23 protein-coding genes are annotated in these 17,986 nt (G+C 33.8%); 15 read left to right on the plus strand and 8 right to left on the minus strand.

From position 1 onward, the window contains the following. Window positions 1-22: 22 nt before the first annotated feature. On the minus strand, window positions 23-664 hold the full coding sequence (locus A6J74_RS02620; protein ID WP_000874097.1) for an HD domain-containing protein: 642 nt from the start codon (window positions 662-664) through the stop codon (window positions 23-25). A 106-nt stretch (window positions 665-770) separates the two neighbouring features. On the opposite strand from A6J74_RS02620, the gene A6J74_RS02625 reads away from it, so the two are divergent. From A6J74_RS02625 to ppaC, 4 genes are all read left to right on the plus strand, one after another. Further along, window positions 771-1,274: a GNAT family N-acetyltransferase gene (locus A6J74_RS02625; RefSeq protein ID WP_001245264.1), complete on the plus strand. Its 504-nt coding sequence runs from the start codon at window positions 771-773 to the stop codon at window positions 1,272-1,274. 157 nt (window positions 1,275-1,431) lie between these two features. After that, window positions 1,432-1,947 carry a DinB family protein gene (locus A6J74_RS02630; RefSeq protein ID WP_000915556.1) on the plus strand — a complete coding sequence of 172 codons (516 nt, stop codon included), beginning with the start codon at window positions 1,432-1,434 and terminating at the stop codon, window positions 1,945-1,947. 372 nt (window positions 1,948-2,319) lie between these two features. Next, window positions 2,320-2,985: a lytic polysaccharide monooxygenase gene (locus A6J74_RS02635; protein WP_000753783.1), complete on the plus strand. Its 666-nt coding sequence runs from the start codon at window positions 2,320-2,322 to the stop codon at window positions 2,983-2,985. 151 nt (window positions 2,986-3,136) lie between these two features. Further along, window positions 3,137-4,066: a manganese-dependent inorganic pyrophosphatase gene (gene ppaC, locus A6J74_RS02640; RefSeq protein WP_000416867.1), complete on the plus strand. Its 930-nt coding sequence runs from the start codon at window positions 3,137-3,139 to the stop codon at window positions 4,064-4,066. A 272-nt stretch (window positions 4,067-4,338) separates the two neighbouring features. Here ppaC and A6J74_RS02645 read toward each other — a convergent pair whose 3' ends face one another. Further along, complete coding sequence (locus tag A6J74_RS02645) at window positions 4,339-4,527, minus strand: DUF4017 family protein (RefSeq protein ID WP_000789480.1); 189 nt, start codon at window positions 4,525-4,527, stop codon at window positions 4,339-4,341. Between the two features lie 316 nt (window positions 4,528-4,843). On the opposite strand from A6J74_RS02645, the gene A6J74_RS02650 reads away from it, so the two are divergent. Both A6J74_RS02650 and A6J74_RS02655 read left to right on the plus strand, forming a co-directional pair. Further along, window positions 4,844-5,293: a DUF6884 domain-containing protein gene (locus A6J74_RS02650; protein ID WP_000824892.1), complete on the plus strand. Its 450-nt coding sequence runs from the start codon at window positions 4,844-4,846 to the stop codon at window positions 5,291-5,293. Between the two features lie 308 nt (window positions 5,294-5,601). Next, entirely contained in the window at window positions 5,602-5,805 is a 204-nt protein-coding gene (locus tag A6J74_RS02655) for a hypothetical protein (RefSeq protein WP_033658376.1), read from the plus strand. Here the strand turns inward: A6J74_RS02655 and A6J74_RS02660 are convergent. From A6J74_RS02660 to A6J74_RS29895, 4 genes are all read right to left on the minus strand, one after another. Continuing rightward, window positions 5,785-6,237 carry a hypothetical protein gene (locus A6J74_RS02660; RefSeq protein ID WP_000877597.1) on the minus strand — a complete coding sequence of 151 codons (453 nt, stop codon included), beginning with the start codon at window positions 6,235-6,237 and terminating at the stop codon, window positions 5,785-5,787. The two genes, A6J74_RS02655 and A6J74_RS02660, sit on opposite strands and share 21 nt — an antisense overlap. 137 nt (window positions 6,238-6,374) lie before the next feature. After that, window positions 6,375-6,731, minus strand: a complete 357-nt coding sequence (locus A6J74_RS02665) for a hypothetical protein (RefSeq protein ID WP_000606238.1) — start codon at window positions 6,729-6,731, stop codon at window positions 6,375-6,377. 286 nt (window positions 6,732-7,017) lie between these two features. After that, window positions 7,018-7,641: a hypothetical protein gene (locus A6J74_RS02670; protein WP_000287721.1), complete on the minus strand. Its 624-nt coding sequence runs from the start codon at window positions 7,639-7,641 to the stop codon at window positions 7,018-7,020. A gap of 684 nt (window positions 7,642-8,325) precedes the next feature. Continuing rightward, a complete protein-coding gene (locus A6J74_RS29895; protein WP_000682737.1) occupies window positions 8,326-8,481 on the minus strand; it encodes a hypothetical protein in 156 nt (51 codons plus the stop codon). Window positions 8,482-8,755: 274 nt separating this feature from the next. Between A6J74_RS29895 and recQ the strand changes: the two genes are divergently transcribed. The 3 genes from recQ to A6J74_RS02690 all read left to right on the plus strand — a co-directional run bounded on the left by recQ (window position 8,756) and on the right by A6J74_RS02690 (window position 13,619). Continuing rightward, entirely contained in the window at window positions 8,756-10,873 is a 2,118-nt protein-coding gene (recQ, locus tag A6J74_RS02680) for a DNA helicase RecQ (protein ID WP_000494305.1), read from the plus strand. 25 nt (window positions 10,874-10,898) lie between these two features. After that, entirely contained in the window at window positions 10,899-11,279 is a 381-nt protein-coding gene (locus tag A6J74_RS02685; protein ID WP_000274911.1) for a gamma-glutamylcyclotransferase family protein, read from the plus strand. Window positions 11,280-11,543: 264 nt separating this feature from the next. After that, window positions 11,544-13,619: a HelD family protein gene (locus A6J74_RS02690; RefSeq protein WP_000065185.1), complete on the plus strand. Its 2,076-nt coding sequence runs from the start codon at window positions 11,544-11,546 to the stop codon at window positions 13,617-13,619. A gap of 132 nt (window positions 13,620-13,751) precedes the next feature. On the opposite strand, the gene A6J74_RS29900 is transcribed toward A6J74_RS02690, so the two are convergent. Both A6J74_RS29900 and A6J74_RS02695 read right to left on the minus strand, forming a co-directional pair. After that, a complete protein-coding gene (locus tag A6J74_RS29900) occupies window positions 13,752-13,889 on the minus strand; it encodes a hypothetical protein (RefSeq protein WP_000882914.1) in 138 nt (45 codons plus the stop codon). Window positions 13,890-13,919: 30 nt separating this feature from the next. Continuing rightward, window positions 13,920-14,168 carry a hypothetical protein gene (locus tag A6J74_RS02695; RefSeq protein ID WP_000358553.1) on the minus strand — a complete coding sequence of 83 codons (249 nt, stop codon included), beginning with the start codon at window positions 14,166-14,168 and terminating at the stop codon, window positions 13,920-13,922. An 82-nt stretch (window positions 14,169-14,250) separates the two neighbouring features. Here A6J74_RS02695 and A6J74_RS02700 point away from each other — a divergent pair, with 82 nt between their 5' ends. The 6 genes from A6J74_RS02700 (at window position 14,251) to A6J74_RS02725 (ending at window position 17,981) form a co-directional block, all read left to right on the plus strand. After that, window positions 14,251-14,583, plus strand: coding sequence for a DUF952 domain-containing protein (locus A6J74_RS02700; RefSeq protein ID WP_000629053.1), 333 nt, complete (start codon window positions 14,251-14,253; stop codon window positions 14,581-14,583). 168 nt (window positions 14,584-14,751) lie between these two features. Beyond that, entirely contained in the window at window positions 14,752-15,099 is a 348-nt protein-coding gene (locus tag A6J74_RS02705) for a PadR family transcriptional regulator (RefSeq protein WP_000380297.1), read from the plus strand. Continuing rightward, window positions 15,086-16,093 carry an HAAS signaling domain-containing protein gene (locus A6J74_RS02710; protein WP_000052360.1) on the plus strand — a complete coding sequence of 336 codons (1,008 nt, stop codon included), beginning with the start codon at window positions 15,086-15,088 and terminating at the stop codon, window positions 16,091-16,093. Before A6J74_RS02705 ends, A6J74_RS02710 begins: the two co-directional genes overlap by 14 nt. A 74-nt stretch (window positions 16,094-16,167) precedes the next feature. Continuing rightward, the gene (locus A6J74_RS02715) at window positions 16,168-16,680 is read left to right on the plus strand and encodes a GNAT family N-acetyltransferase (protein WP_000617533.1); all 513 of its coding nucleotides are present in this window, start codon (window positions 16,168-16,170) and stop codon (window positions 16,678-16,680) included. 156 nt (window positions 16,681-16,836) lie between these two features. Then, window positions 16,837-17,613 carry a serine hydrolase gene (locus tag A6J74_RS02720; protein ID WP_000450777.1) on the plus strand — a complete coding sequence of 259 codons (777 nt, stop codon included), beginning with the start codon at window positions 16,837-16,839 and terminating at the stop codon, window positions 17,611-17,613. Further along, on the plus strand, window positions 17,610-17,981 hold the full coding sequence (locus tag A6J74_RS02725) for a hypothetical protein (RefSeq protein WP_000828014.1): 372 nt from the start codon (window positions 17,610-17,612) through the stop codon (window positions 17,979-17,981). The genes A6J74_RS02720 and A6J74_RS02725 overlap by 4 nt, the downstream gene beginning before the upstream one ends. Window positions 17,982-17,986: the final 5 nt, after the last annotated feature.

Here is a 17,986-nt window from a genome sequence, read left to right on the forward strand (position 1 = left end):
TCGTTTTTAAGTTATGATTGTTTTAATATTCTGTATTCTTGCAAATTGATTTCTCTACATCAGGGAGAAGGGTGTATATGCTCTTCCCAATTAAAGATTCTAATTCATTCTTAATTGTATAGAATCCTTTCCAATGTAACGAAGTATGAGAGGTTGTGCCATGACGTAAACCAACAGAAACCAATCTTCTTTCAAGCGTAGTAAAACCATCTGCATCAGCGAGAGCGTCGCAAAGAGTAATTACTTTATTGTATAAGTCATAGTCACTATGTTCATTCAATATTTCAATTAACCGGCTTTTCATATAATCAGGAACAAGGCTCCACTCTGCTGCGATATCTATATGCTCATTTTTGCAAGGAAATGAATGCGTCACACATATAACGGCGTTTCCTGTATACCCTAAATCATTCATATACATGTAACCATCATAGGAATGAATAACAGATTTAGTAAAACCTTTATATCTTCCTATATCATGCAGGAGAGCGGCATTATATGCTATATCAACATCTAAGTCATACCCATTTTTTATAAGTTCTACAATTATTTTTTCAGTTGCATTGGCAACATGAATTGAATGTTCGAACCAAGGACCTGGGTTTTGTTCATATGCCCAATCCAGTAATTTTCTTGCGTATTTCCTGTCTAATATATATTTCATATAGTGATCCTTTCTCTAAAAAATCGTATCTTAATTAATTTCATCTTAATATTTAATTATTCCTGCTATAAAAATTGTTAAAATGAAAACAAAAGGGGGAAAAGTAATGCGAAATTTAGTAATTGAAGAAATGAAGCAACTAGAAAATGAGATTGAAGATCTTTCTAAACTTTTGACAACGGTTGTAGATGATGGGGCATCAATTGGTTTTTTACCTCCACTGGAACAAAAAGAAGCAACAAATTATTGGCAAGCGGTATTAGCACCAGAAGTAATATTGTATGTTGCTAAAATAAACAATGAAGTGGCAGGAAGTGTTCAATTACATTTAGTTACAAAGCCTAACGGGACCCATAGAGCTGAGATTTGCAAGTTAATGACTCATCCGAATTTTAGACGTAACGGTATTGGACGTTCACTTATGCAAAAAGCAGAGGAAAGAGCGAAACTAGAAAACAGATCTCTTTTAGTATTAGATACTAGAGAAGGAGACCCTTCCAATAGATTGTACAAGTCATTAGGCTTTCAAGAATCCGGTAAAATACCAGGGTATGCAATTTCTCCGGATGGTGAGTTAGATGCAACGGTTATTTATTATAAAATGATTTAGTTTTTTCTTTTCATTCTTTAACTTCAAATTGAACGTTCAATTTGAAGTCCAGTTTATATAAGAGTTTAACAGGTTTTTAAGAGGTAGTATTAAAATAGGGATTTTGAAGCCATTTGGTGAATAGTAAATGTTAATCTAAAAGATGGAGGTTGCTGTGATGTTGAAACTGTTTCAATATAACTGGCAAGTTCGTGATGATTGGTTTACATGGTGCGAAGACATATCGGCTGAAGAACTAGTAAAGAAACGGGTCGGTGGGTTCGGCAGTATACTACATACCCTATTTCATATTGTAGATGTGGAATATATGTGGATCTTAGGGTTGCGCGGTGAATCAGTCCCTGAGGAACCAGTGTTTGAAGAGTATGCCAGCTTACAAAAAGTGAAAAATCTTTCAGCTCAATACCACGAGAAAGTGAAGCCGTTTGTGACTTCTTGGACAAATGAAATGGATTCTCGGAAACTTTCAAAAGCTGACTTCAAGGAAGAGCCGATTAGCTCAAGAGACGCACCAATTAGGCGCCGAGTCATTGAATGTACAAACGGAGAGTTAATACGTCATGTCATTGTCCACGAAATCCATCATATCGGCCAGTTATCTATATGGGCACGTGAGATAGGAAAGGAGCCAGTTTCCGCAAATCTGAGAGGGAGAGGGCTATTTGATAACTAGACTACCTTTGCCAAATTCGTAATTGCACGCTTTAATGGCACAAGGATCAAGTAATAATCAATCTTTTTCAAAACCCACTTTTTCTATTTATTATTTTATCCAGGTTTATAGAGTTAATGTAATCAAACTTTTTTAAGCGCTACACTGTGATATATAATTGTAAGTAGTTAACAATAAAACGACAAAATAAATAATAGATGTGATAACTGGTAATTAATATACGTGAAGAATTGATATTGTTGTAGTTAAACGAATTTGAGAAAGTTTTTAGAGGGTTCTTTTAGTAATGCTCTTCCACTTATAATGGATGTAGAGAAGATGACTAGGCAACTATAGTTATTTTCGTTTCATTTTTGGGAAGGGGATGAAAGAATGAAAAAGACAAGTTTACAAAAGATGAAAAAGGTTATGTTAAGTGGTGGGATATTACTTACGGGATTATTAACATTTGGATTTTCAGAAAAGGCTTCAGCTCATGGGTATGTAGAATCACCAGCGAGCCGATCTTATTTATGTAAGCAAGGGGTAAATGTAAATTGCGGTCCAGTTCAATATGAACCACAAAGTGTAGAAGGAATAGGCGGCTTTCCGCAATTAGGACCTTCTGATGGACAAATTGCAGGTGCTGGTCATTTTCCTGCTTTAGACGCTCAATCAGTGGATAGGTGGAAGAAAGTTACGTTAAACGGCGGGACGAATACATTCAAGTGGAAACTAACGGCTCCTCATAGTACGAAAGAATGGAAATACTACATTACAAAGAAGGATTGGAATCCAAATATGCCTTTAACAAGGTCTAGTTTAGATATAGTGCCGTTCTATGTGAAAAATGATGGCGGAGTTAGACCGGGGACAACAGTAACGCATGAAGCAAATGTACCAACTGATCGTAGTGGCTACCATCTTATTTTAGCTGTTTGGGAGATTGCGGACACTGGAAATGCATTTTATCAAGTTATTGATGTGAACCTTGTGAATAATGGTTTAAATTCCAATTTTGCATTTAACAATGCAGTGCAAGTTCCTACACTATTTTAAATTAAATATACATTTTGATCATCTAATTCATTTTAGATGATCTTTTTTATGAAAAATATAGAGGAAAGTACAATTATTTATAAAAAATTCGGGTTTAAATATTGTCATATTTGCTTCTTTAAGATATCCTTTTCATGAAGAGGTGGAAAACATGGAAAAAGTACTAGTTTTCGGGCATAAAAACCCAGATACAGATGCAATTTGTTCTGCAATTGCTTATGCAGAATTGAAAAAAGAATTAGGAATGAATGCTGAGCCTGTACGTTTAGGCGAAATCAGCGGTGAAACTCAATTTGCGTTAGACTATTTTAAAGTAGAAGGACCGCGTTTTGTTGAGACAGTTGCAAGCGAAGTGGACAACGTTATTTTAGTTGACCATAACGAGCGTCAACAAAGTGCTAACGATATCGAATCTGTTCGTGTGTTAGAAGTAATCGATCATCACCGTATTGCTAACTTTGAAACAAGCGATCCTATTTACTACCGTTGTGAGCCAGTTGGATGTACAGCTACAATCTTAAACAAAATGTACAAAGAAAATGGCGTTACAATTCGTAAAGAAGTTGCAGGTTTAATGTTATCTGCAATCATTTCAGATTCTTTATTATTCAAATCTCCAACTTGCACAGAACAAGACGTAGCAGCAGCTCGTGAATTAGCGGAAATCGCTGGTGTAGATGCAGATAGCTATGGCTTAGAAATGTTAAAAGCTGGTGCTGACTTAAGCGGAAAAACAATGGAGCAATTAATCTCTCTTGATGCTAAAGAATTCCAAATGGCTAACGCGAAAGTTGAAATTGCACAAGTAAACGCTGTCGATACTAACGACGTTCTTGTACACCAAGCGGAACTTGAAAAAGTTATCTCTGCAGTAGTAGAAGAAAAAGGGTTAGACCTATTCTTATTCGTTGTAACTGATATCTTAACTAACGATTCTGTCGGTCTTGCGATCGGTAAAGCAGCAAACGTTGTTGAGAAAGCATACAACGTAACATTACAAAACAACACAGCTACATTAAAAGGTGTTGTATCTCGTAAAAAACAAATCGTACCAGTATTAACTGAAGCATTCCAAGCTTAATACTATTCAGTACTGATTAACAAAAAGGACAAGTAGTCGGATGGCTACTTGTCTTTTTTATTTGTTACATAGGATACTGGTATGAAAATAAGGACAGCATTAGCTATCCTTATAACTGTTTATTCCGCATTAACGGACAGTAAGAGCATTACCTCAAAGTTCAGCGAAAGTAAAGAAGTTAGGTGAGGGATCAACTGTCCGTAAGAGCCCGATTGGTGAAGGCCAATAATCCGTGGGGGATGAAGAAAACCCTCACGGATTAAAGTTTCACTTTATTCGTAAGACTTTTTCCTGTTTATATAAAATGTAAAAACAGCAGTAATGAGGAAAATGGGTATTGCGTACGCTTGCCCAACAAACAACTTCCAACTAATAGAATTATAGCCTTCAGATGCTGGAACAATCATAACAATAACACAAACGATAAAATAGACGAATAGTGCAGGGATAATATTTTTCATTATTGTTCACCTCCTTTAAAAAACAATAAAATAAATATATTCATATATTAAAATTTTTGTGATTCGTTTTAAAGATTAAGCTCACAAAATGTTTATGAAGTAGTATTATATTTGTAAAGAGTGCAGTGTACTACGTAGATGTAGAACGAAAAAAATTGGACTATGCTTCTGAAAAGAAGTGAAATATGAGTGGAAATCGATATAAATATGGTAAAATATTCAATTGTGACGTTTGGAATTATTATATAGTATTTTGCGAGGGAAATGTATGAAATAATTGATTTAACATAAGGAAGAAAAGAGGTAAAAAATATAGATGAAAAGATTATGTATAATCCCATGTGGAAAGAAGAAAATCTGGGATAAGTATGTAGATTATGGACCTACTGAGGCGAAGAATGTATATATTAGTCCTTTCGGGAAAGCATGTCAGGCGTACGCAACTGAGTTTTTTGATGATTGGGTTATTTTATCAGCAAAGCATGGATTTTTAAAGCCGAATGATATTGTACAAGAAAACTATGATCTTGCATTTGATTCGAAGAGTGATGAAGTTATTAGTATAGAGCAACTACAAAAACAGATGATTGATAAAGGTTTAATACAGTTTGACGAAATTGTTTTGCTTGCGGGAAAGAAGCATAAAAAAGTAGTCACAAAGTTATATCCAGAAGAAATCATTACATATCCGTTAGAAGGATGTAAAGGGATCGGGTATATGCTGCAGAGGTTGAAAGGAGCTGTGGCGGAGGTAAAGGAACTATAGTAGTGGTGTTTCATATTTAGTTAACGTAGTAGTTACCTATTATTATGAACGAGAAGTAAGAAAATATACATGAATGTAAAGCCCAAGCATTGGGCTTTTTTATTTGCAATATTTCCTACGAATATTTAATAGAAAATTTTTAAGAAAGTGTAATACTTAAAAAACTATTGTTTAAAAGTAGAAAATAGACTAGTAAACAAGCCTTTTTCTACTTTTAAACATAGAATATTATGAATTCTATTGAGGAGGAAGCATATTCATGGGGAATCATTGTCATTGTGGACGTTCATTTTGGGATGATTTAATGTTTGGAAGATGTAGATGTAAACGCAGGGACTGTGACGAATGTTGCTGCAAAGAGAAACCGAAATGTGATTGTGACGAGTGTCGTTGCAAGGAAAAGCCGAAGTGTGATTGCGAAAAATGCCATTGTAAACAGGAAGGGTATTAATAATAAAAGAGTACTTTACGTACTCTTTTATTTTATGAGTTTATATTCCATCTTGAACTAATTTTTTTTCAATTTCCCATGTATCTCGCTTTTTAATTTTTATAGCTACATTAGTTCCGCCAGATTCTTTATAAAAAATATAGCCATTGTTTGCGTTTACGTATGTTATTGGTTCACTTATGCAATCTCGTGAACAAGATGTATTAACGAGCTCAAGTAAGGATAGTTCGCTCGGGTCGGTTTTACTTTCAGCTATAACGGCATCAATGTTTGTTTTACGATAACCTTGTAAATTCACATGGAAAATCTGTTCAATTTCTCCTGTAATGCTAGTATTCATTACTTCTACTGAATTCTTTTTTTCTTGAAGAAATCCATTTTCATAAAGTAATTTTGTATATCCAAGCCAGGCGATTAAAACTAGCATGATAAACATACTAGACATTTTTAGTGTTCGAAGTCTTTTACTAACAATTGTTTCTGAGTATTTCATTCAGTCTAATCCTCCAATGTTTTTAATTTAAAGTATGCCTGGATACATACATTTAGAAGATGATAGAAGGCAACAAGTTGTTGATTCAAAAAAGAAAACATCAGAAGTTAGATGTTTTCTTTTTTGAATGATTATTGTTATCTGTTCGTTACTTGTTTCATAAGCGGTCTTATTTCTTTAACAGGTGGTTTTTTATCATAGGCATCAACGTAAGAAAAGTAATAATTTAAATTTCTAAGAAGTCCTTTTCCTATTTTAGCGCTTAAAAAGGGGAATACTTGTCCAGTATAATCATCGAGAGATTTACAGTAGTATTTTTCATCTAAATATATACTGTATTTACAAGTGAGTTCTACTAATGAGTTACCTTCATCATCAATTACCTCTTTAGAATCAATAATGTCTATTAATGCAAATTTTTCATTCAAATACACTTTCTTCTTTTTCTCGTGTTTATTTGTGAGTATAAATACGAGACCAATGGCGTTAATCAAACTATTTCCTCCTATAAAAAACGGATATAAATAAAATATATCGATATACGTTAAATGTAAAGAGGAGAGGCGAAATAACATTGAGAGAAAGCTAAATAAGCCGATTTTTTTTTGAAATCGGCTTATGCTTATTTTTATCCCGCATTGACGAGAAGTAAGAATCACACCTTGAAATTCAGCTTAAGTAGAGAAGTTAGGCGGGAGATAAAATGCTCGTGAAACCCTGATTGGTCTGGGTTAGTAATCGGTGGGGATGTACAAACCCATCACTGGTTAACGTCTCAGTTTATTGAAATACTTGCGGGAATTGTTTTACGATTGCGTTTGTTATCATGTCGGCCATTTCTAATGCTTCTTTTTCAATTTTATCGTAAAGTTTTATTCCTGCTTCATAATCTTTATTTAGGAAGGCAAGCGCTTCTGCTTTCGTTAGTGCTAAATGTTCATAAAACATTTTTCTAAATTCCTCTTTATCTATATATGGATTGATACTGTGAAGAAATTCAGTAATTTCATCACCATTAGCGTACCATTTCTTCTCTATAGCGGCAGCTGCATTTTGATCACCAGCTTTTGCGGCTTTCACAAGATCGGCTGCAATTACTAAATGATCTTTAATTAATGCACTATATTTCTTTACTGCATCCTCGCCATAGAAGGGCTCAAGTGATAGTCCCATATGTGTTGCGTTTTGTAGAAGCCGTCCAACAGTAACGTTAACATCGGGTAAATTAAAGACAATACTTATAATAGCCAATCTCGTCCAAGCGACGTGTTGTTCCCATAAAGAACGCATATATCCTTTTAAAAAATTCTCGTTTTTACTTATTCGGTAGTTACGTACGGATAAATCATAGTTTACATAAGGGTTATGATAGGGGGAGTAATACGATTGCCAATAAGAATACATAAAAAGTAACACTCCTTTGAACATGTATAACTCAAAGTATGATAAAGATTTATTTTTAGTTACGTGTCCTAGATAATTTTCAGGTAATTTGAAATGGAGAAATTCGATAAATGATGTTGTGATATATATAAATAAATTGAATATAAAGTAAAAGAGGCTCTGCAAGGGAAGTTGCAGAGCCTCTAAAGGGTATTGCCGAGATGTCGGACTCGACTACGTAATATTATCATAAAATTCTTTTAAAAAAACCTGGTAAATGTGTCCAAATAAAAATGGAACTTTAATAAAGTCAAAGGGACCTGCTTCCCGCGGCAGGCCCCATTAACTAGATAATGTAGATGAGCAAAAACTCATCTGGATTACTTTTATAGTAACAAGTAAAATGCGTTTTGTGTATTGAGAAAAAAGAATTGCATAATTACATGTGAACAATTTATATTTTACTTTTTATGATTATCATGAATTGTTGGGATTTAAATCTGGTTATAAAATGGAGAAAAGACTTGGAAGTGAAATTGAAGTGCACAGAAATATGTAATCATGAAAAAGACCTGCTATTATGAGCAGGTCAACTTAAGGGGTTTATCCAACAGATTATTATATATGGTAGCAACTGAATTGTAGTAAGTCTATACGTTTCATATTGAGAAAACTTCTGTGGATGATCTATTTTTTGCGCATATATTAACGTCTAAAAAGTTGAGAAAGAAAATCAAAAAAATTTCTATAAGAAAATAATGGCTGGTACTTATAATATGATTCATATTTCCACGCATCATTATTAGAGAATTGGAGTTGTTTTGTTTTTGCTTTGATGGAACTCATATTACGATGCTTCATATAATAACCTCCTGCATTTATATGTATACGATTAGTAGTATTCAAGAAAGGGCAATAAAATGAATATTTAAATTGAAATGCTTTCTTCATGTGTAATGGATGTATGTTTTAAATGTTGTGAAACATACAAAACACCGATGCTAATTAATATTAAATACGAGGTGAAATATAGAATAATGAAAAAATAATAAGCACTTATTCATCGCTTTCAAGTCGCATAAGTGATGATATAATAGAAGTAGATGAAAGATAAAGAAAAGCAGGTGAATCTTTTTTGTTTACAAAAGCACAAGAACTTTTAGCGTCTTATTTCGGTTATTCGTCATTCCGAAGAGGGCAAGATGAAACAATTAAAAATGTATTAGAGGGGAAAGATACAGTTTGCATTATGCCTACGGGCGGAGGTAAGTCAATTTGTTATCAAATTCCCGCATTAGTATTCGAAGGAACGACGTTAGTAATATCACCTTTGATTTCACTTATGAAAGACCAAGTAGATACACTAATACAAAACGGTATATCCGCTACGTATATTAATAGTTCTATTTCAATGACAGAAGCTAATCATAGAATTCAATTAGCGAAACAAGGGCATTATAAGTTACTTTATGTCGCTCCTGAGCGTCTTGATTCAAGGGAGTTTGTTGATCAACTTATCGATATGAAAATCCCGATGATTGCGATTGATGAGGCGCACTGTATTTCGCAGTGGGGACATGATTTCCGTCCAAGTTATTTACATATACATCGTATACTAGATTATCTCCCAGAAAAACCGCTCGTATTAGCGTTAACAGCGACAGCAACTCCGCAAGTACGTGATGATATTTGCAAAACGCTTGAAATTAATCAAGAAAATACAATTATGACAACTTTTGAGCGTGAGAACTTATCATTTTCTGTCATTAAAGGACAGGATCGTAATGCTTATTTAGCGGATTATATTCGTCAAAATCAAAAGGAATCAGGGATTATATATGCAGCTACTAGAAAAGTAGTTGATCAGTTGTATGAAGATTTAATGAAAGCGGAAGTTTCGGTATCAAAATATCACGCTGGTATGAGTGATCATGATCGAAATGAGCAACAAGAACTCTTTTTACGAGATGAAGTAAGTGTAATGATAGCGACATCTGCATTCGGAATGGGTATTGATAAATCGAATATTCGTTACGTTATTCATTATCAGCTGCCAAAAAATATGGAAAGTTACTATCAAGAAGCAGGACGTGCTGGTCGTGACGGATTAGATAGTGAATGTATTTTGTTATATTCTTCTCAAGATGTGCAAGTACAACGCTTTTTAATTGATCAATCAACAGGAGAATCACGTTTTTCGAATGAACTTGAAAAATTGCAAAATATGACTGATTACTGTCATACAGAACAATGTTTACAATCATTCATTTTGCAATACTTTGGAGAAGAACCGAAAGAAGATTGTGGACGCTGCGGTAATTGTACGGATGACCGTGAGAGCATCGATGTGACGAGAGAATCACAAATGGTTTTATCCTGTATGATTAGAACGAACCAACGATTTGGAAAACAAATGATTGCACAAGTATTAACTGGATCGAAAAATAAGAAAGTTATTGAATTTAATTTTCATACTTTACCAACGTATGGCCTTTTATCAAACCGTAGTGTAAAAGAAGTGAGTGACTTTATAGAGTTTTTAATTTCAGATGAGTTAATTGTAGTTGAACATGGTACGTATCCGACATTAAAAGTAACGGGAAAAGGGAAAGAAATATTACTTGGTAATGAGAATGTTCTACGAAAAGAACGAGTAGAGACGAGACAAATCGTCCAAGATCATCCTTTATTTGAAGTGTTGCGTGAAGTACGTAAAGAAATCGCACAAGGAGAAGGTGTACCTCCGTTCGTTATTTTCTCTGACCAAACATTAAAAGATATGTGTGCCAAAATGCCGCGAAATGATTCCGAACTGTTAACAGTAAAAGGTATTGGAGAACACAAACTTGTGAAGTATGGCTCGCACTTCTTACAAGCAGTTCAGCATTTTATTGATGAAAATCCAAACTATGTAGAAACAATTAAGACAGAAGTTGTTTCTGAGCGTAAAAAATCAGGAAAAGCTTCAGTGAATTCTCATTTGGAAACGTATGAAATGTATAAACAAGGAATTGACCTAAATGAGATTGCAAAAGAACGTGATCTATCAAGACAAACAATTGAAAACCATTTAATTCGCTCTTTTGAGGATGGGATGGAAGTAGATTGGCAAAGTTTTGTACCAAAAGAGTATGAATCTCTTATAGAAACTGCTGTACAAAATGCAGAAGGTGGTTTGAAATCTATTAAAGAACAGCTTCCAAATGAAGTGAGTTACTTTATGATCCGTGCTTATTTACAAATAAGAAAGTAGAGACATATAAAGGGGATAGGGATTTATGTATCATGTTTTCGTTTATGGCACGTTAAGAAGAGGGCAAACGAATGCTCATTATATGCAAGGTGCAACATGCATCGCAGACGGAGCATGGACGTATGGGGAATTATTTGATACAAACGAAGGATATCCGGCCATGATTTGTTCTAATGAAGTAAAGGTATATGGGGAAGTTTATGAAGTAAATGATGATGTTTTGCATAAGTTAGATGAACTAGAAGAATATACAGGTAATGCAGAGACTGATTTATATGACCGAATAACGCAAACAGTGTATGTTGCTGATACGGAAATACATGCGTATGTGTATATTGCTCAGGATAAAAAGATGTTAAAGAAAGTGATTGATTCTGGGGATTGGCTTTTATATCAAAAAGTATAATAAAAGTAACTATATAAAATTGGAAAGCAGATAATGAAATATTTCATTATCTGCTTTTTATTGTTTCTTTTAATTGAACTTCTCAAATTAATAAAGAATGTTTTAAATATGTTATATCGAATTAAAGCAAAGCAGAGTAGGGATTAATGGTTACTCTTTTATATTTTAGAAAATTCTCACTAGAACTATTGACTTTGCGAATGGATTTTTAATACAATTGTATTTCGACTGAAAAATTAGAACGGACAGGAGGGAATCGTCGAAATGAGCAACATATTTGAAGATGAGTTACAAAAAATGAGGGATACTTTACATACGATGGATGATCAATTAGAACAGCTTGAAAAAATCCCGGTTTATTATGGAGAAGATTTTAAAGAGCAAATTCTTGAAAGCATGAGGGAGTCAAATAGACAGAACTTACGTATCGGTGTGGAAGAGCCGTATTTTGGAAGACTAGACTTTCAAGAGGATGGAAAAGAACAAGTTATGCCGATTTATATCGGTAAAGTAGGTGTTTCAGATAAGGACACGATGAAACCAATTGTTATCGATTGGCGAGCGCCTGTCGCAAGTATGTTTTATTCATTTACCGGTGGAGAAGAACTAGCGTTTTATCAATCACCAGATGGGTTAGTTGAAGGTGATGTGTATTTAAAACGAAACATTTCCATTCGTAAAAGAGAACTTGAACGTGTTGTTGATACATATGTGAAAGGAAATGAAGATGTATCGCATGCCGATGATTTTCTTCTATATCGATTAGGTGAGAATAAAGATAATAAACTAAAGGATATTGTTTCAACGATTCAATCGGAACAAAATGATATTATTCGAGCGGAAAGAAATTTACCATTACTTATTCAAGGGGTTGCAGGGAGCGGAAAGACAACAATCGCTTTACATCGCCTTGCTTTTTTAATTTATGAATATCGTGAACAGTTAGAGGCAGAAAGAATGATTGTATTTGCTCCGAACAGCTTGTTTTTAGATTATATTTCGAGTGTACTGCCTGAATTAGGGGTAGGGAATATTAGTCAAACAACGTTTCCAGATTGGGCATTGCGTACGTTAGATGATTCAGTGAAACTAAAGCAAACAGAAGAGAAATTGAAAGAAGCATTTTCAATTAATCGTGATGAAAGTAAGGTAATGCTCGGTAAATTAAAGGGTACACTGGAATTTAAGGCGTTTATTGAAGAGAGAATGATTCAATTTGAAAATGACTTAGTTCCGACAAAGGATTTTGAGGCGTGGGATAAAGCGATTATTCCAGTAGAAGACATTAAAAAATGGATGCAAGTTGAATATAAACATTATCCACTAAAGAAAAGAAGAGAACGTTTAGTAGGCCGCATGAAGCGCTGGATTGAAATTGAACTTAAAAAGTTTGGGGAAACGAACGAGAAAAAATTGCTCAAAAAAGAAGCGACTAAGAGATTGAACACATATCTGAAGTTTTGGCCAAAAATGAGTGCTCTTTCACTGTATAGTTCAATATTGAAAAGTAAAGAAATACTCGAAGTTTTACCTGAAGAACTTGTTAAAGAAACAGAAAAGAGTTGTCGTAAAAAAGAAGTGTATGTAGAAGATTTACCTGCCTTAATTTACATCCATCATCGCATAACAGGTATTGAAATCGGTCAGAAGTTTCATCATGTCGTTATTGATGAAGCGCAAGATTTTTCGCCATTTCAAGTGTATGTATTAAAAGAAATTACACTAGGTAATTCTTTCACTATATTAGGTGATTTATCGCAAGCGATTTATGATTACCAAGGAATTGAAGATTGGAACGCATTTAAGGAAGTATTCCAAGAAACAGGTTATTTTGAATTGACTAGAAGTTATCGTTCTACAAAAGAAATTATTGAATTCGCAAATGAAATAATTAAAAATGCAGAAATACCAGTGGGGCTCGCAACACCAGTTTTCCGTAGCGGTGAAGACGTAAAAGTAATCCATGCAGAAGATCAATTCACTGAAGTTTTGAAGACAATAAAGCATTTGCAAAATGCAGATGTAAAAACAATTGCAGTAATAGGTAGAACAGATGATGAATGCCACGATATGTATGAGAAATTAACGAATGCAGGATTGACGGTAAATGTCATTGAAGCAAATCAAAGTAAATATGAAGGTGGTATTTCAGTAGTACCTGTATATTTAGCGAAAGGTTTAGAATTTGACGCTGTAATTCTAATGGATGTTGATGAAGAACATTATAAAAATACAAAGCATGATGCGAAGTTAATGTATGTCGCATGTACGAGATCACTGCATGATTTATGGATTTTCCATAGCGGTGAAGCGTCGCCTTTAATTAAAGGATTAAAATAAATGTAAAAAGAGGATTTTCTAGTAGGGTATGAAAATCCTCTTTTTTATATTTAAAAGCTAGATGAATTAACGACCTGAGCGGTTATTTAAATAATATAATAAAGTAAAAAAAGTGCAATGGAGTTATATGCATTAATATGTGCGTTTAAGTATAAATCTTGGTGATGGAAGTGTTTCTTGTTCTGCTTCAAAATACGCAACTTGATTTGTAATTGAGTATAGAATAGAAGGCATTCCCATTCCAACAGCAGCCTCTAATGCGTCCAGCAAAGGGAGTGTTTTTCCATCGATTTTTGTGTCCTATGATATGGCGTAACAAGAATCAACAGCCCCATGTTTTTTTAACAGATCTCCTATATCAATTGGACAAGAATTAGGCTTAGGAATTTCAATCATATATTCTTCACGTAACGTAGTTCTGTAATTATGGCAAAGTCGACCGATCGCATCTTTACGTTTTTTTGAAGAAGAAAGCTCAAATAGTACTCTATTTTGAAGGCGCTTAGTAAAAAATGATTTTACAATGATCTCTTCTAATTTTTTATCCATTAAGATTCTCCAATCAACTAATCATTTGTTGGAAATTTTAGTGTTATTATATCATTACATATATTAAAAAAGGGGAAAAGCTATGATTACAAAAGTAATAACAAAAAGAAAATGGGAAATCGCAAAAACAACTGGAGAAATTCATGAAGAGTCACTTATAAAAGAGGGGTTTATTCATTGTTCATTATTTGAACAAGCTTTAAAGGTTGCAGAAAAACATTTCTTTCATGAAGAAGAGGTTTTATTACTTACAATAAATCCATCCTTGTTAAAAGCAGAAATAAAATATGAACTTGCTTCAAATGGTCAAGAATACCCGCATGTATATGGAGTAATCAATGTTGAGTCGATTGTAGGGGTTATCCCATTTCCTAAAGAAAAAGGAGAGTTTATATTACCAGAGGTACAAAGTTAAGCGTGTTATAAATATATAAGTTAGCTAGAAAAGCACAAATCGTATAGTTCGTGCTTTTTTTATCCGTTTTTTGGTAAATGATAATTGTTTTTGTCACACGAATACTGTACGATACATAGTATAAAACACATACTGTATGACATATAGTAATAAAAATGAGGTGGGTGAATGGATACTTTATTAAATTCATTAATTACTGAGTTAAGAAGAGGGACATTGACATTAGCGGTTTTAAGTCAATTAAGAACGCCGCAGTATGGATATTCACTTGTCCAATTATTGGAGCAATCAGGGATTACAATTGATCAAAGTACTTTATATCCACTACTTCGTCGATTAGAAAAGCAGAAACTAGTTACGAGTAGTTGGGATAAAACGGAGAGTAGACCTCGTAAGTATTATGTTTTAAGTGAATATGGACTAGAGATATTTTTACAATTGAAAAAGGAGTGGATAAAGGATTCGAAAGAACTTTATAACCTATTAAAGGAGGAGGACGAGAATGAGTTTGATTGATATGTACGTCCAAGAAGTGGCGAAGAGATTACCTGAAAAAAATCGTGAAGATATTACGCTTGAGCTACGGTCGACAATAGAGGATATGTTACCAGACGATTATAATGAAGATGATGTGAAGAGCGTTCTCGAAAAATTGGGAAGTCCGGTTTCATTGGCTAATGGGTATTTGGATAGACCGATGCATTTAATTGGACCACGTTATTTTGATGTATATACGACGTTATTAAAAATGATTATACCAATTGCAGCTGTTATCGCACTCATTGCAATGGTTGCAGAAAATTTTATAGGCTATACTGGTAATCAAGTAGTATTAGATGTTATTTTAAAATTGATAGGTAAAGGCATTGGGGAAATTGTTGAAGTAGGCCTCCATGTGTTTTTCTGGTTGACACTTGTATTTGCTGTTTTAGAAAGAACTGATAAAGAAAAGGATCCACACCCATTAACAACAAGTTTAAAAAAATGGACGCCAGATGATTTGAAAAATATCTCGTATATCCCGAAGAAAAAGGCAATCTCAAAGTTTGAAGTTTTTGGAGGTTTAATGTGGACAGCAATATGGGCTACCCTTTACTTTTATGCAAACCATCTTGTAGGCGTATATAATGGTACGGAAAACGGACTGAAGTTTATCGCGCCAACGTTTAATCAAGATGTTTTACTTCAATATTGGCCGATTATTTTGGTTATGATCGTTTTTGAAGTAGCTATATCTCTTTATAAGTTAGTACAAGGACAATGGACGAAAAGATTGGCAATCGGAAATGGTATTCTTCAAGTAGTCGGAACGATAGTATTCATTGTAATTGTAGTAAATCCACATATATTTAACGAAGGATTTATTACGTATTTGGCAAATGTGTTTACTATTTCCCCAGAAGGATTTAAAACGTGGTTAGTTGGCGGTGGAATTATCATTTATACGTTGTCCGCTGCGATTAATATATTTGATGGTTTCCGAAAAGCAAGTATTCGTATGTGGAAATAAAACAGAAATTTCGGTAAAATAAAATTATTAAAAAGATAGCGAAAGAAGATTAACATTAGGAAAGGAAGAAAACGATGATCAGGGAAGCAACGAAAAGAGATGTAGCATATATTTTAGACATTTATAACGATGCGATACTTTATACAACAGCTGTATATGCATATAAACCTGTAACCCTTGAAAATAGAATAGATTGGTATGAACAAAAAAAGGCTGATGGCTATCCAATTTTCGTATACGAACTAGATAATAAAGTAGTAGGATTTGCGACATTCGGCTCATTTAGAGCGTGGCCTGCTTACAAATATTCAATTGAACATTCTGTGTATGTTGATAAGGAATATAGAAAAAATGGAATTGGCTCCTCTTTGATGGAAAAATTAATCGCAACCGCAAAAGAAAGAGAATATATGACCTTAATTGCTGGAATCGATGCGGAAAACGAGAAAAGTATAGCCTTGCATCAAAATTATGGATTTGTTCATGCCGGAACAATACAAAAAGCTGGTTATAAGTTTAATAGATGGCTAGATTTAGCCTTTTATCAATTGGAGCTTAACGGGCCTGAAAATCCTATAGAAGATTAGAAGTTTTTCGTGAAAATGAATGTTTTAGGTAGCAAGGAGTAATTCATGCTACCTTTTTCTAATTGTCATTACAAATATAACCTGTCAAAAAAGGTTTTTTATATTCCATATTGAATTATTAGAAGGTGATATAACGATGTGAAAAGAGGAATGGAAATGGAAACTGTCATTCAAAAAATGAAAGAGATACAAGTTGGTCATGTAGGAGTAGCTATTTATTCTACAAAAAACGAATGTATAATTATTTCATATAATAGTGAATTATATATTCCATTAGCATCGGCAGCAAAAGTAGTAATTGGATTTGTAGCAGCACAAATGGTGAAGGAAAATAAACGTAATTGGAATGATATACTTCATCACATTAAATTTCATCCACATGAAGATAGTGCACAGTTATATCCGCATCTACAAGGAAGAAGTACTTTAACACTTAGTAAAGCAGTAGAAGTGATGATAGCTTGTCACGACAGTTATATTGCTCACTCGGTTGTAAAGCACTGCGGTGGATGGGATGCTGTGAAAATAAATGCTCAAACGTATTTTTCAAAAATTTATATACAAGAGAATGCTAGAGATGAGAAAAATGTTGGAGAATTAAATCAAGTTCTTTCGCTTTTAGTACATATTTTTCAAGGCTATAAAGTAGAACCAGCAGTATGGGAACCAATTATCAATGGAATGGTAAGACAACAAGGGGATTATGAAAGTATACCGTATTTTCATTTAGCTCATATGACAGGTGGATTGCCCACAGCTACAATAAATATTGGTATAATGGGAATGTTTAACGAATTCCCGTTTCTTTATGTAATTGGGGGAAAAGATTTACCCGAGCGAGTTCATAATATAGAGGTTGATGAAACTATTGCAACAGCTTTGAAATACATTTACAAAGCATATAGTGAAAGCATGCTAGGAGTGAGCGATTGAAACGAAACTTAAAGACTTCAACAATTATTATTTTAATTGTAACGATTATTGCTCTTGAAGTTGGAATCGCACTATATGATCACAATTTGTCATTAGATACCATTTACTTTGCAGCGATTCTTATTTGTATTGTATTGCTTTTTGGTACACGTGTTTCTGAAGAGAAAGAACGTACATCGAAACAGAGACGAAGAAAAACGGCTCTAATATTTTGGCCATCTATAATAATGTTAATTATTAGTTTTGCAGTTATAAGTTATGTACGAACAGGCTATGTCTCTGTACCTGGGATAATTGGTTTTTCGTGTTTTGTTACATATGGTGGATTTGTATTCATTAGTATTTTAAAAAGGCGGAATAAAAATTAGATGTA

Origin of the sequence: Bacillus sp. FDAARGOS_235, from assembly GCF_002073415.2 — a bacterium.
Lineage (GTDB): Bacteria > Bacillota > Bacilli > Bacillales > Bacillaceae_G > Bacillus_A > Bacillus_A toyonensis.